This is a genomic window from Thioalkalivibrio sp. AKL10, assembly GCF_000381845.1.
GTDB classification, from domain to species: Bacteria; Pseudomonadota; Gammaproteobacteria; order Ectothiorhodospirales; family Ectothiorhodospiraceae; genus Thioalkalivibrio; species Thioalkalivibrio versutus.
Window position 1 is genome coordinate 378,708 of record NZ_KB907145.1, and the last position, 14,391, is coordinate 393,098.

Sequence of the window (14,391 nt, forward strand, 5' to 3'; positions counted from 1 at the left end):
AGCGGCAGACATGACTCAAGCCGGAACCGACAACCAATGGCAGTTCTGGGTGGATCGCGGCGGCACCTTCACCGACCTGGTGGCGCGCGATCCGGAAGGACGGTTGCACACTCGCAAGCTGCTGTCGGACAACCCGCAGGCGTATGCCGACGCCGCGGTGCAGGGTGTCCGCGACCTCCTCGGCCTGGCCGCCGGCGCGGCGATCCCCGCCGGGGTGATCCACGAGCTGCGCATGGGCACCACGGTGGCGACCAACGCGCTACTGGAGCGCAAGGGCGAGCCGACCCTGCTGGTGATTACTGCGGGGTTGGAGGACGCACTGGCGATCGGGCACCAGGCGCGGCCCGACCTGTTTGCGCGCATCATCCGCCTGCCACAGCCGATCTATGCGCGGGTTGCACCGGTGCGCGAACGGGTGAACGCGGCCGGCAAGGTCCTCCAGCCGGTGGAGCTTGATGAGCTGCGTCCGCGCCTGCAGGCGGCGCTGGATGAGGGCATTCGTTCGGTGGCGATCGTCTGCATCCACGGCTATCGCTATCCGGCGCATGAGCAGGCCATCGCGGCGCTCGCGCGGGAGATGGGCTTTGCCGAGGTAGCGACCAGCCACGCGACCAGCCCGCTGATCAAGCTGGTGCCGCGCGGCGAGACCACGGTAGTGGATGCCTACCTGTCGCCCGTCCTGCGCCGCTATGTCGATCAGGTGGCCGGCGAACTGGGGGATGTGCCGCTGCGCTTCATGCAGTCGCATGGCGGGCTGGTGGGCGCGGCGCATTTTCGCGGCCGCGACGCGATCCTGTCCGGGCCGGCCGGCGGCATCGTCGGCGCGCTGAAGACCGCCGCGCCCCTGGGGTTCGAGCGTCTGATCACCTTCGACATGGGCGGGACCTCCACCGATGTCGCACACCTGGCCGGGGAGCTGGAACGCCGCCAGGAGAGCGAGGTGGCGGGCGCGCGTCTGCGCGTGCCGATGCTGGATATCCATACCGTGGCCGCTGGCGGTGGGTCGGTCTGCCGCTTCGACGGTATCCGCTTGCGGGTCGGGCCGGAGTCCGCCGGGGCGCAGCCCGGCCCGGCCTGTTACGGCCAGGGTGGCCCGTTGACGGTGACCGATTGCAATGTGCTGCTGGGGCGCTTGCGACCGGAGTATTTCCCGGCCGTGTTCGGCCCCGAGCGCGACCGTCCTCTGGACCCGGAGCCGGTCCGGAAGCAGTTCGATGAGCTGGCGGTTCAGATCATGTCGATGACGGCTGAACGGGTGACGCCGGAGAGGCTGGCCGAGGGATTGTTGCAGATCGCGGTCGAGCACATGGCCCAGGCGATCAAGACCATCTCGGTGCAGCGGGGCCATGACGTGTCGCGCTATGCCTTGGTCTGCTTTGGCGGGGCGGGTGGGCAGCATGCCTGCCGGGTCGCGGAGCAATTGGGCATGCGCCACATCCTGTTCCATCCGCTGGGAGGCGTGCTGTCCGCCTACGGGATGGGGCTGGGGGAACTACGAGCTCTGCGCGAGCGCAGCCTGGAGTGGCCCCTGGACGAGGAGCATGTCGCAGCGATCGAGGCCGCACTGGACGATCAGGCCACGGTGGCGGCCGCGGCCCTGGCGGAACAGGGGGTGGAATCCGGGGACATGCGCATCGAGCGACGGCTGCATCTGCGGCTAGCCGGCTCGGATACGGCGCTGGAGGTCTCGGCCGGATCCACCCCTTCTCTGATGGAGGCCTTCGCTGCGGCTTATCGCGGGCGTTACGGCTTCGCCCCGCCGGATCGCGAGCTGGTGGTAGCGGTCGCAGCGGCCGAGGCCATCGCGACCGGTACCGAGTTGCCGCCGGATCGGGTACCGGAAACGATGGTCGAGCGTCCCGCAGCGGAGGCGGATACGGTCGCGATGGTCGTGGCGGGCGAGATGCGCGACGTACCCCTGTACCGGCGCGAGGCCCTGAGCCCCGGGATGACGCTGGCAGGGCCGGCACTGGTGATCGAGGACACCGCGACGCTGGTGCTGGAGCCGGGCTGGCGGGGTCGCATCGAGCACGAGGGCACGCTGTGCCTGGAGCGCGAGGCGGGCGCCGGTCGGCGGGGGGCAGCCGAGACAGCCGAGACCACCGATGTGGACGCGATCCCGCGCGACCCCATCCTGCTGGAAGTCTTCAACAATCGCTTCATGGCAATCGCCGACCAGATGGGGTTCACCCTGCGCAATACCGCCCATTCGGTGAACATCAAGGAACGCCTGGATTTCTCCTGTGCGCTGTTCGATGCCAGCGGGAACCTGGTCGCCAATGCCCCGCACATGCCGGTGCATCTGGGCTCGATGGGCGCCAGTGTGCGCGCGGTGGTCGCGGCGGCGGAGGGTGATCTGCGTCCCGGAGACGCCTGGGTGCTGAACGATCCCTACAACGGCGGCACCCACCTGCCGGACATCACCGTGGTCACGCCGGTCTTCGTGGGGCCCGGGGATGCAGTGACGGAGGATCCGCAGGCCGGGATCGCGCAACCGGCGTTTTTCGTGGCCTCGCGCGGCCACCATGCCGATGTCGGCGGCATCACGCCGGGCTCGATGCCGGCCTTCTCCCGTCGGCTGGCAGAAGAGGGCGTGCTGATCCCGCCGACCCTTCTTGTGCGCGATGGGCGTTTCGCGTCTCCGGCGATGCGGGCGCTACTGGGATCGGGCGAGTGGCCGGCACGCAACCCGGAGCAGAATCTGGCCGATCTGGAGGCCCAGGTGGCGGCCAACCGCAAGGGGCTCGAAGAGCTGGGCCGGCTGCTGGACGAATATGGCGTGGCCAAGGTGGCGGCCTACATGCGGCATGTGCAGGACAACGCCACCGAGGCGGTACATCGGCTGATCGCGGGCCTGGAGGGTGGCACGTTCACCTATGCGCTGGACAACGGGGCCGAGATCCGGGTGGCCGTGACCCCCGATCCGGGAGCGCGTCGCCTGCGGATCGATTTCGCGGGGACCTCGCCGGCCCGCGAGGACAACTTCAACGCCCCGGGCTCCATCGTCCGTGCGGCGGTGCTGTACGTGCTGCGCACGCTGCTGGAGGACGAGATTCCCCTGAACGATGGCTGCCTGGTGCCGGTGGACCTGGCGATCCCGGGGGGGTGCCTGCTGAACCCGGCCCCACCCGCTGCCGTGGTGGCGGGCAACGTCGAGACCTCGCAGGTGGTGACCGACGCGCTGTTCGGCGCCCTCGGGGTGCAGGCCGCGGCCCAGGGCACGATGAACAATCTGACCTTCGGCGATGCCGAGCGGCAGTACTACGAGACCATCGCCGGCGGCGCCGGGGCCGGACCCGGCTATGACGGGGCCAGCGCCGTACAGACGCACATGACCAATTCGCGCCTGACCGACCCGGAGGTGCTGGAGAGTCGTTTCCCGGTTCGGGTGGAGCAGTTCGGCTATCGCCGGGGCTCCGGCGGCCGGGGCCAGCGCCGGGGGGGTGGCGGCGTGATCCGGCGGTTGGGTTTTGATGCGGCGATGGAGGTGGTGCTGCTGGCCAATCGGCGTCGCGTGCCCCCGTTCGGGCTGGAGGGTGGCGAGCCGGGGGCGCTGGGCGAGGATGCCATCCTGCGCGCGGATGGTACGCGCGAGTCGATGGCAGGCTGTGATCGCCAGTCGGTGGCGCCGGGGGATGCGGTGGAGATCCGGACCCCGGGCGGCGGCGGCTACGGGCGCGTCAGGGATTAGGCCCGCCGCAGCACGGGGACGTCAGTCGTCCCAGCGCTGGGGTACGCGCTGGATCTCGTCGGTGTCGTAGCCGAGCTCGTCGAGGTAGGCGAGGATCGTCTGGTAGTCGTCCTCGGGCATCTCCGGCTCGCGCGCCATGATCCAGACGTAGTCGCGTTTGCTGCGGCCGATGACCGTCTGGCTGTACGCCTCGTCGAGATAGATGATCAGGAACTCGGCCTTGAACGGCCACAGGAAGCGCATGCCCCATTCGGCGTTGTCCTCGCTCTGCACGAAGCCCGTCGGGTTGTACTCGCGGCGCGGCCCGTCAAAGCCGCCCTTGTTGAACGAGAAGGTGGTGGCGATGGTCCCGTCGTCGTTCAGCGCGTACTGCTCCAGCGCGTTGAAGGCATCGCGCTCGAGGAAGGTGGGGATATTCGCGATCACGTACCAGTCGCCCATGTAGCGATCGAGGTCGACGTGATCCACCGTCGGCATCTTCTGCGGGCTGCTGCATCCGGTCATCAGGATCCCCAGTACCAGGCCCGCGAACAGGGCCGCCATTGAGCGCGTCATTGGTGTCTTCCGTATGGTCCCGGAAGATGGACCGCCGCGGCGCGGGAAAGGTCCGTGTGGATCCACCGGTTGGGGCGGCGGGCACTCAGGCGGTCTGGCCGAGGCGCTGGTCCATCAGGTGATCGAACAGCGATTCTTCCGGAATGATCTGGGCGCGCCCGCTGCGGAATTCGTGCGCCAGACCCTGAATGCTGTGCTGGCGCTTGGCCCGTCCCGCGGCATCGGTGAACAGCAGGCGTCCGGCGTGACTGCCGCGCCAGACCAGCTTCATGCGCGTGACCTTGGTGCCGGCGGGGGAGGTGAACTGGATCCAGGTGCCGGAGATCAGGTTGTCGGCATGCTCGACATGCTCGTCGTCATGGTCGCGCATCAGGGACGGATCGTCGTCGGCATGCCGGGGTGAGGTATCGAACATCGAACTCGACCGGCTGCCGGCCCGCTTCCGGGCCTTTTGCATGCGCTCTTCCGCGGAACCGGCCTTGTCCGTCGACGTCGTGGAGGGGCCTGTCTCGGGCGAGGGAGGTTCGGCCGGTGCCGAGCGCCGTTTTCCGGCGGCGACCAGGTGAGCGCTGACCAGGTCCTGTTTGATGCGGGCACGTTCTTCTTTCGTCAAAGGGGCTCGATCGAGAAACGCGCGGATGCGCGCCAGCAATGGCGCCGAGGCCTGAAAATCCGGTTCCGCCTGCATCAGAGCCAGCAGTTCGTGAAGCAGGGCCATGCCGTCGTTGTCGTTGGTGGCTTCGCTCCCGGGGGTGGCCGCTGCGGTTGTGTCGTCCGCATCACCGCTCCGTGCCTCGGCAGTCTTCTGCGCGGTCATTAACGGAACCCAGGCATCCATCAGTTGCTCGCGGGCCTCGTCGGGGATGTCCTGGCCCATGGAGATCACGGTGCGCTCCACCGTGGACTCCACGTTGTAGGTGATCTCCAGGGTGCGCTCTTCCTGCTGTGCCTCGGCCTGTTCATCGGCCGCCTGATGGGCGATCTTCTCCTCGACCTCGGCGAGATCGTCCTGCAGGCGCGTCAGTGCCTCGTTGAAGGCCTCACTGTCGCCAAGGCCTGCGTTGCGCACGCGTTCGACGTTCTCGAAGACCAGCCGGCTGAGCGGCAGGCCCCGGGCTTCTTCCAGCGGCAGGTCGGGATCAATGCGCAGTGCGATGTTCAGCAGCAGGCCGGTCATCTGCCGGGCCGGGTGCGTTCGGTCACGGAAAAAATGCGTCTCGCGCATGGCGATGCGCACCAGCGGGAGCTGCAGATCGGACAGAGGTTCGCGCAAAGCGGGGTTGAGGTCGTCGCGCTTCAGGATCATGTCGAACAGGCCCTGCAGCAGGTCCATCACGAAGGGTTCCAGCGTGCTGGGCGGAGCGCTGTTAAGGACGGTTGTTACCGCCTCTGCCGCCGAGCCGTAGCCGGCACCGGTCCCGGGTGCCACACCGGTGTTGGCGACGACCTGTCCCGAGACGGGCACCTGATAACCGAATTGCGCCCAATTGCCCGTTGCGCCGGAAGGGCCGGAAGGGCCGGAAGGGGGTGGCCCGCTGCCCCCGGCTGGAGCCTGAGGCGCGGAAGAAGAGGCCGGAGCAGTAGCGCCCGGCCGGGTGCGTGCCCTGGCGTGTGCCTCGGGCACCGCGAAGCCGGCGTAACGGAAGGCCTGCATCAGCGCCTGCATCTCCGGCTGCAGTTCGCGCATCACGTCGCGATCGAACCAGTGCAGCAGCACCAGACAGTCTTCCGGTGGCAGGGGCACGGCCTCCAGTGCCTCCAGGAAGGCCTCGCCCAGGGCATGCGGGTGCCAGGGGGCGTCCTCGGGTGTGGGGACCAGGTGGTAGTCCCGGGTGACCGTTTCCAGGGCATCGATTTCGGCCGACATTACGGAACGCGCGCCCGTGACCAGCTTGCGCAGGGCCACCTCGCGCTCGGTATCGGCGGCGTCCATCAGGCTCAGCTCGTGTTCGCCCGTGGCAGGGAGCGCGTGTTCCGGCTCTTCGGGCAGGATCGCATTGTGAAGTCGGTCACGAAAACGCTGGAGGATAGCGCCACTCGCCATGCGAATCTGGCGCGAAAGGGCAAGATTCTGGGCCGCGCGCTGGGAATCGATCGCGCGCTCGGAGGCATCCATCAGGCGGTCGTCGAGCTCGCCCAGGAAGGTTTCGAGACGCTCCTGAACGCCCTTGGAGAAGGGCGCCCAGACGCGATGCAGGGTTCGGGCCGGAATTCGGTGACGTTGCGCCATGAGCGGTATGCAGCTGGTTAAGGGCACAATCTAGCACCCCTGCGGGCCTGTGTGTCAGCGATCCGGTTTTGTGCGTGCGCGGCCACCGGGGAACCGCATGCCTCTCGCCGGGTCAACGAAACATCTCAACGCGGGGACGCACGGCATGCAGCGAATGATCGAGTGGGCGGAACAGGGACGGTTGCCGGATACGCTCGTGCGGGCCGGCATTCGGCGGCTGCTGGCGGAGCGGTTGCGCGAGAGCGGGGCCCCGGCCGAGGAGGCGATGGAGCGGCGCTATACGTTGATCGAGGCCATGCGCGCCGCGCCCGTGGCGTTGTCCACCGAGGTGGCGAACGAGCAGCACTACGAGGTGCCGACCGAATATTTCGAGCGTTGCCTCGGGCCGTGGTTGAAATACTCCTGCGCCTGGTGGCCGGAGGGCGTGGATGACCTGCGCGGGGCGGAGGCGGCCATGCTGCAGCTGACCTGCGAACGAGCAGGCCTCGAGAATGGGCAGCAGGTCCTGGAGCTGGGCTGTGGCTGGGGTTCGCTGTCGCTCTGGATGGCGGAGCAATACCCGAAGTCGCGCATCGTCTCGGTGTCCAACTCGGCGACTCAGAGAGCCTCGATCGAGGCCCGCCGGGACGCGCGCGGCCTGGAGAACCTCACGATCGTCACCGCAGACATGAACACCTTTGCCCCGGACCAGACCGGGTTCGACCGGGTGGTCTCGGTGGAGATGTTCGAGCACATGCGCAACTGGCCCGAGCTGCTGCGGCGCGTGGCGACCTGGCTGCGTCCGGGCGGGCAGTTGTTCATGCATGTCTTCGCCCATCGCGAGTTCGCCTACTTCTTCGAGAGCGAGGGCGAACACGACTGGATGGGGCAGTACTTCTTCCGCGACGGGTTGATGCCATCGGATGATCTGGCGCGGCATTTTCAGGAGGATCTGCGCGTGGTGCGCCAGTGGCGAGTGAACGGCCACCACTACGCGCGCACCCTGAACGCCTGGCTGGCGCGCCAGGACGCCGCGCGGGACGAGCTGATGCCATTGTTCGAACAGACCTACGGCGCGCAGGATGCCGCGCTGTGGTTCCAGCGCTGGCGCATGTTCTACATGGCCTGCGCCGAGTTGTTCGATTATCGCGGCGGGAACGAGTGGTTCGTGTCGCATATCCTGTTTCGCCGGCCCGAGGCCTAGCGGATGGCCGGTTGGGTGATGTTCCTGGTCGGGTTCGGCGCAGCGCTGGCCCTGATGACGGGGGTCTGGGCGGCGAGCGTGTTGCGACGCGACGCGAGCCTGGTGGACCGCTACTGGGGTCTGGGTTTCGTCCTGGTCACGCTGGTGTGGTGGGGGCTGGCCGGGTGGCCCGTGCTGGGGCTGTGGATCGTGATCCCGGTGCTGTTGTGGGGGCTGCGGCTGTCCGCCTTTATTACCTGGCGCAATTGGGACCACGGCGAGGACGGGCGTTACACGGACATGCGTGCGGGCCGAAGCGAGGGTGCCTTTGCCGCGCGCAGTCTGGTCACGATCTTCTGGCTGCAGGGCGCACTGGTGGCGGTGATCGGCCTGCCCATGCTGGCCGTGGTGCGGGTCGAGGCGGTGTGGTGGCCGCTGGCCGTCGCCGGGTTGCTGTTCTGGGCGGTGGGGCTTTTTTTCGAGACGCTGGCGGATGCGCAGATGGCACGTTTTCGCGCCGATCCGGGCAATCGCGGGCAGGTGATGGATCGCGGCCTGTGGCGCTACAGCCGTCATCCCAACTATTTTGGCGAGATTGTGGTCTGGGTCGGGTTCGGCCTGCTGGCCCTGGCTGCGGGCGGCTGGTGGGCCGTGCCCTCGGCGGTGCTGATGATCCTGCTGATCCTGCGTGTGTCCGGCGTCACGTTGCTGGAAAGTCGTCTGCATGAATCCCGCCCCGGTTATGCCGACTACGTGCGCCGCACCAACACGCTGATCCCGGGCCCGCCGCGCAGCTGATGCGGCGGCGGAAGTGATCCCGCACCCTTGCTGCGCTTTCCCTGTCCGCGCTATAAAGCGCACGTCCTGTCCGGCGCTCCAGATGCCGGACGCCGCCCCTGTTTTGTGCACGTCACCGCCAGCGAGCCAGCCGATCCGATGAGCGCGTCCCCGAGTTCTGTCCAGGCCATTGAATTGAAAGGCCGCATGATGCTGGTCTCGGTGCTGCGCGTGTACCAGACCGATCCGCAGGTTCTGGGCGAGGTGCTGGCCGCGCGGCGCGACCAGGCTCCGGATCTGATGCGCGACATGCCCATCGTGCTCGATCTGGAGGCAGTGGCCGAGAGCCCGGAGTCGGACCTGCAGGCAACCATCGAGCGCGTGCGCGCCGAGGGCTTTAAGCTGATCGGCCTGCAGGCAGGTGCCGCCGCCGAGCGCCTGCAGAGCTATGCCGAACTGTTCGACGTCCTGCCGGTGCTGCAACTGGGCGGGCGTGGCGGCGCACCCTCCGGCGAGGTGCCACTGGAAGACGAGCCCCCGGTGCAGGACAAGGCCGTCGAGCCCGAGCAGGCACGCCCGCCGGCCGCCGTCGCGGCGGTCCACAGCGCGACTCGCATCGTCGATCAACCGGTGCGTTCTGGGCAGCAGATCTACGCCCGTGGGGGCGACCTGATCGTGACCGGCGCAGTCTCGCCGGGCGCCGAACTGCTGGCGGACGGGCATATCCATGTGCTGGGTCCGTTACGTGGGCGTGCGCTGGCCGGGGTGCGCGGTCTGGTGACCGCGCGTATCTTTTGTCGGCGCCTGGACGCCGAGCTGTTGTCCATTGCCGGACACTACCGGATCGCCGAAGACATCACGGAAGCAGAACGCGGCGAGAATCGGCTGGTGACACTGGACGACGAAAGCCTCAAGATCGCGGAGATCTGACCGGCCACCTGCCGGTCACGAATGACAGGAACCCGTCCGCACGCCCCGGGAAGGCCGGGCGCGTGCAAGACGACAAGGAGCTACCGCCAACATGGCACGTATCGTAGTGATTACCTCCGGCAAGGGCGGGGTGGGCAAGACCACCACCTCGGCCGCGATTGCCACTGGCCTGGCCCAGCGCGGTCACAAGACCGTCGTGATCGATTTCGACGTCGGTCTGCGCAACCTCGACCTGATCATGGGCTGCGAGCGGCGCGTGGTGTACGACTTCGTCAACGTGATCAACGGCGATGCGAACCTGAAGCAGGCTCTGATCCGCGACAAGCGTGTGGACAACCTCTACATCCTTCCCGCCTCGCAGACCCGCGACAAGGACGCCCTGAGCCAGGATGGCGTGGAGCGCGTGCTGAACGAGTTGTCCGATGACTTTGACTTTATCGTCTGCGACAGCCCGGCCGGGATCGAGCGCGGCGCACTAATGGCCGCCTACTTTGCCGACGAGGCGATCGTGGTGACCAACCCCGAGGTTTCCTCGGTGCGCGACTCCGACCGCATCCTCGGCATCCTGGCGAGCAAGACGCGCAAGGTGGAGCAAGGCGGTGAGCCGATCGAGGGCAAGCTGCTGCTGACGCGTTACTCCGCCGAGCGCGCCGAACGCGGCGAGATGCTGAGCATCGAGGACGTCGGCGAGATCCTGGCGATCGAACTCCTGGGCGTGATCCCGGAATCCCAGGCGGTGCTGAATGCCTCGAACGCCGGACAGCCGGTGGTGCTGGACGAGGAATCCGACGCCGGGCAGGCCTACCAGGACGCGGTGGACCGGTTCCTGGGCGAGGAACGCCCGCTGCGCTTTGTCGATGTGCCGAAGAAGGGCTTCTTCGGGCGCCTGTTCAAGGGTTGATCATGGGGATTTTCGATTACTTCCGTCAGCCGCGGCAGAAGAGCGCCAGCGTTGCCAAGGAGCGTCTGCAGATCATCGTGGCGCGCGAGCGTGCGGCGCGCTCCGGGCCCGACTACCTCCCGGCCATGCAGCAGGAGCTGCTGCAGGTGATCCGCAAATACGTTCAGGTGGACGACGAGGCCGTGCAGATGAACGTGGACCGCGAAGGGGACTGCGAGGTCCTCGAGCTGAACATTACCCTGCCGGACGACCAGGACTAACGCGATGAAAGTTCTTGTGACCGGCTCGGCCGGTTTCATCGGCAGCGCTCTGAGCCTGCGCCTGCTGGAGCGTGGCGACCAGGTGGTCGGCGTCGACAATCTGAACGACTACTACGACGTCTCGCTGAAGGAGGCGCGCCTGGCGCGCACCCAGGACCACCCGAACTTCACCGAGGTGCGCGAGGACATCGCCGATCGCGCCGCGATGGAGCGGGTGTTCCGCGAACACCGCCCGGAGCGGGTGGTGAACCTGGCGGCCCAGGCCGGCGTGCGCTATTCGCTGGAGAACCCGGCGGCCTATGTCGACACCAACCTGGTCGGTTTCGGCAACATCCTGGAGGGCTGCCGCCATAACGGCGTCGAGCACCTGGTCTATGCCAGCTCGAGCTCGGTCTACGGCGCCAACACCACCATGCCGTTCTCGGTGCACGACAACGTCGATCACCCGCTGAGCCTGTACGCCGCCAGCAAGAAGGCCAACGAGCTGATGGCGCATACCTACAGCCATCTCTACGACCTGCCGGTGACCGGACTGCGCTTCTTCACCGTCTACGGCCCCTGGGGCCGCCCGGACATGGCGCTGTTCATGTTCACCAAGAAGATCCTGGCGGGCGAGCCGATCGACGTCTTCAACTACGGCCACCACCGGCGCGACTTCACCTATATCGACGACATCGTTGAGGGCGTGATCCGCACCCTGGATCACGTGGCCCCGCGCAACCCCGACTGGAACGGGGCCGAGCCCGACTCGGCCACCAGCGCAGCCCCCTACCGGCTCTACAACATCGGCAACCACGAGCCGGTGGAGCTGATGCGCTACATCGAGGTGCTCGAGGACTGCCTGGGCATGAAGGCCGAGAAGAACCTCCTGCCGTTGCAGCCGGGGGATGTCCCGGACACCTATGCGGATGTCGAGGCCCTGCGTCAGGACGTGGGCTATGCCCCCGCGACCGCGGTGGAAGATGGCATCGCCCGCTTCGTCGAGTGGTATCGCGAGTACTACCGCGTCTGATGCCCAGCCCGCGGCGATCCGGCCGCGCGGTCCTTCGGCTTTCTCGTTTGCTTGATCCTTCCGCGTCTGTTTTTCGCCGTCAGACTCGCTGCTCGTTCACCCAGGCCTTGCACACCAGGAACCTGTAGCCGGCCGGCGAGTCCACCGGAGACATGGATGCAAGGAGACAAGGGATGAGCCAGACGATTCTGATGGTAGTAACCAGTCACGGCGAGATCGCTCCAGGCCAGGCGACGGGCGTATGGTTCGACGAGTTCGCCGAGCCCTATGATCGCTTCCGCAAGGCGGGATTCGAGGTCAAGGTGGCCAGTCCGAAGGGCGGCCCCGTGCCGCTGGATCCGAAAAGCCTGGAGGCCAGTCATGCGGGCTCCGCGGCGGTGGCCGCGCAGGAGGCCCTGGATGACACCATCGCGCTGAATGAGCACACGAACCACGGCGCCTATGCCGCGATCTTTTTCCCCGGCGGCCACGGCACCATGTTCGACCTGCCGGACAATCCGCATGTCCAGCGCCTGGTCGCGGAATTCATGGACAACGACAAGGTGGTTGGCGCCGTCTGTCACGGGCCGGCCTGTCTGGTCGGTGCGATGCTGGCGGATGGCAGTTCCGCGGTGAAGGGGCGCAAGGTGGCGGCCTTCACCAACAGCGAGGAGAAGGCGGTCCAGCTGGACACCGCGATGCCGTTCCTGCTGCAGGACAAGCTGCAGGAGCTCGGCGGCGAGGTGGATACCGCCGACGACTGGGCCGATCACGTGGTGGTGGACGGCAAGCTGGTGACCGGGCAAAACCCACAGTCCAGCAAGAGTGTCGCCGACGCGATCGTGCGGCTGTTGCGCGAGACGGGCTGAATACGCGAACCGGGGGCCGGGGCATGCTGCCCCGGCCTTTTTTGGAATCTGTTTTGAACCGGGTTCAAAAATCGTCGTGGGTTCGATATGCTGAGCGCCATGACTACCGGGGATCGCAAACGCCGCGAGCGCGAGACGCGCGAGGCGCTGTTCATCGAGCGGGCGCACGAGCGCATCCGCGAGGACGGCCTGCTGGCCCTGCAAATGTCGAAGCTGGCGGCGGACTGCGAGTACGCGACCGGTACGCTGTACCAGCACTTCGAGTCGAAAGAGGACCTGCTGGCGGCGGTGGCGGCACGCACGACGCTGCAGCGGGCGGCGCTTTTCCGGGCCATCCCCGAGCTCTCCCTGGGCACACGCTCGCGCATGCTGGCGATCGTGCTGACCGACATCGATTTCGCCGCGCAGAACCCCGACTACTACCGCCTGACCCAGTACCTGGTGACCGAGGTGGTCTGGGCGAATGTGTCGCTTCCGCGCCGCATGGCATTGCTGGAGGCCGGGAAGCCGATCAGCGAGGCGGTGCATGCGGTGGTGGCCGAGGCGCGCGAACGCAGCGATCTGCCCCCGGCGCGCGAGATCTCCGAAGACGAGATGGGACTGGGGCCGTGGGCGCTGAACGTGGGGATGCAAAGCCTTGCCAGTGCGCGGGGCCTGCTGGATGCCTACGACATCCACCGCCCCTATGATCATCTGATTCGGCATTTCCACGCCCTGATGACCGGCTGGCGCTGGGAACCGCGTCTGGACCCGGACGAGCCCACGGTGGTGCGCGCGGAGACCGAGCGCGTGCGTGCGGCGCTGCACGATGCGGGCATCGGTGCGGGCGACGCACCACCCGCCGGCTAGCACTTCGACTACAACTCAAGATGCAGGCGGCATTGAATCCGCCGGATCCGGGAGATCCTGAATGAAGCGTTTCATCCTTATGCTGGTGGCGGTGGCCATCGTGCTCGGCGGTATTTTCGGCTTCAAGGCCTTCGTCGATCAGGAGATTGCGGAGTACTTCGAAGATATGCCGGAGCCGGTGGTGACCATCAACGCCGCCGAGGTGTCGACGGACTCCTGGACTCCGCAGGTGCGTGCGATCGGTAGCCTGGAGGCCGTGCAGGGCGCGACCCTGAGCTTCGAGGCGCAGGGAATCGTCAAGACCATCCACTTCGAGAACGGTGCGCGGGTCGAGGCCGGCGATCCGCTGGTCGACCTGGATACCACCCTGGACGAGGCCGAGCTCGACAACCTGCGGGCCGGCGAGCGCCTGGCGCGCCGCGAGCTGGAGCGCGCCAGGGGCCTGATCGAGCGCAACGACATCTCGGATTCGGAATTTCAGCGCCGGGTCGCCGAGGCCGAGCAGGCCCAGGCCTCGGTGAAGGCGCAGGAGGCGCGCATCCAGCAGAAGAGCCTGCGCGCGCCGTTTGCTGGCGAACTGGGTATCCGCGAGGTGAGCGTCGGGCAGTTCGTCGGGCCCGGGGATCCGATCGTGGTGCTGGAGGCGTTGCAGCCGCTGTATGTGAATTTCACCCTGCCGGAGCGCCGCCTGGGCGAGATCGCCCTGGGTCAGGACGTCCGTGTGGAGGTGGATGCCTTTGGCGAAGAGTTCACCGGCGAGGTCACGGCCATCGAGCCGCGGGTCCGCGCGGCCTCGCGCATGTTCCGCGTGCAGGCCCTGCTGGAAAACGAACAGGGTCGCCTGCGTGCGGGGCAGTTCGCCCGGGTGACGCTGGATCGCGGGGAGTCCGAGGAGGCGGTGGTCGCGCCGCAGACCGCGATCCGCTTTGCGCCCTGGGGGCAATCGGTATTCGTGATCGCGGAGGACGACGAAGGCCAGCTGCGGGTGGAACAACGCCTGATCGAGACCGGCGCGCGCCGCGGTGATCTGGTGCAGGTCCTTGACGGGCTGGAGCCGGGTGAGCGTATCGCGGCCAGTGGCCTGCTCAAGCTGCAAAACGACTCCCCGGTCGAGATCACCGAGGATGCCCAGCCCGATGCCGAGCGCGACCCGCGCCCGGCGAACCGCTAGAGCGG

At 67.4% G+C, this 14,391-nt stretch carries 12 protein-coding genes; 10 read left to right on the plus strand and 2 right to left on the minus strand.

What is annotated here, in order from left to right:
* The first annotated feature begins 10 nt into the window (after window positions 1-10).
* Window positions 11-3,691: a hydantoinase B/oxoprolinase family protein gene (locus G333_RS0112825; RefSeq protein WP_019628633.1), complete on the plus strand. Its 3,681-nt coding sequence runs from the start codon at window positions 11-13 to the stop codon at window positions 3,689-3,691.
* A 21-nt stretch (window positions 3,692-3,712) separates the two neighbouring features.
* On the opposite strand, the gene G333_RS0112830 is transcribed toward G333_RS0112825, so the two are convergent.
* The gene (locus G333_RS0112830) at window positions 3,713-4,246 is read right to left on the minus strand and encodes a lipocalin family protein (protein ID WP_019628634.1); all 534 of its coding nucleotides are present in this window, start codon (window positions 4,244-4,246) and stop codon (window positions 3,713-3,715) included.
* 85 nt (window positions 4,247-4,331) lie between these two features.
* Entirely contained in the window at window positions 4,332-6,476 is a 2,145-nt protein-coding gene (locus tag G333_RS0112835) for a DUF1631 family protein (protein WP_019628635.1), read from the minus strand.
* A 145-nt stretch (window positions 6,477-6,621) separates the two neighbouring features.
* Between G333_RS0112835 and G333_RS0112840 the strand changes: the two genes are divergently transcribed.
* The 9 genes from G333_RS0112840 (at window position 6,622) to G333_RS0112880 (ending at window position 14,386) form a co-directional block, all read left to right on the plus strand.
* Window positions 6,622-7,659: a cyclopropane-fatty-acyl-phospholipid synthase family protein gene (locus tag G333_RS0112840; RefSeq protein ID WP_026330456.1), complete on the plus strand. Its 1,038-nt coding sequence runs from the start codon at window positions 6,622-6,624 to the stop codon at window positions 7,657-7,659.
* 3 nt (window positions 7,660-7,662) lie between these two features.
* Complete coding sequence (locus tag G333_RS0112845) at window positions 7,663-8,436, plus strand: DUF1295 domain-containing protein (protein ID WP_019562901.1); 774 nt, start codon at window positions 7,663-7,665, stop codon at window positions 8,434-8,436.
* A 186-nt stretch (window positions 8,437-8,622) separates the two neighbouring features.
* Window positions 8,623-9,345 carry a septum site-determining protein MinC gene (minC, locus tag G333_RS0112850; RefSeq protein ID WP_018952369.1) on the plus strand — a complete coding sequence of 241 codons (723 nt, stop codon included), beginning with the start codon at window positions 8,623-8,625 and terminating at the stop codon, window positions 9,343-9,345.
* Window positions 9,346-9,436: 91 nt separating this feature from the next.
* The gene (gene minD, locus G333_RS0112855; protein ID WP_018937843.1) at window positions 9,437-10,246 is read left to right on the plus strand and encodes a septum site-determining protein MinD; all 810 of its coding nucleotides are present in this window, start codon (window positions 9,437-9,439) and stop codon (window positions 10,244-10,246) included.
* A 2-nt stretch (window positions 10,247-10,248) separates the two neighbouring features.
* Window positions 10,249-10,506: a cell division topological specificity factor MinE gene (minE, locus tag G333_RS0112860; protein WP_018937842.1), complete on the plus strand. Its 258-nt coding sequence runs from the start codon at window positions 10,249-10,251 to the stop codon at window positions 10,504-10,506.
* Window positions 10,507-10,510: 4 nt separating this feature from the next.
* Window positions 10,511-11,518 (plus strand): NAD-dependent epimerase, encoded by a 1,008-nt coding sequence (locus G333_RS0112865; RefSeq protein WP_019628636.1) that lies wholly within the window; start codon window positions 10,511-10,513, stop codon window positions 11,516-11,518.
* 173 nt (window positions 11,519-11,691) lie between these two features.
* Window positions 11,692-12,366 (plus strand): type 1 glutamine amidotransferase domain-containing protein, encoded by a 675-nt coding sequence (locus tag G333_RS0112870; protein ID WP_018937840.1) that lies wholly within the window; start codon window positions 11,692-11,694, stop codon window positions 12,364-12,366.
* 87 nt (window positions 12,367-12,453) lie between these two features.
* Window positions 12,454-13,215 carry a TetR/AcrR family transcriptional regulator gene (locus tag G333_RS0112875; protein WP_019628637.1) on the plus strand — a complete coding sequence of 254 codons (762 nt, stop codon included), beginning with the start codon at window positions 12,454-12,456 and terminating at the stop codon, window positions 13,213-13,215.
* 61 nt (window positions 13,216-13,276) lie between these two features.
* Complete coding sequence (locus tag G333_RS0112880; RefSeq protein WP_019628638.1) at window positions 13,277-14,386, plus strand: efflux RND transporter periplasmic adaptor subunit; 1,110 nt, start codon at window positions 13,277-13,279, stop codon at window positions 14,384-14,386.
* Window positions 14,387-14,391 lie beyond the last annotated feature (5 nt).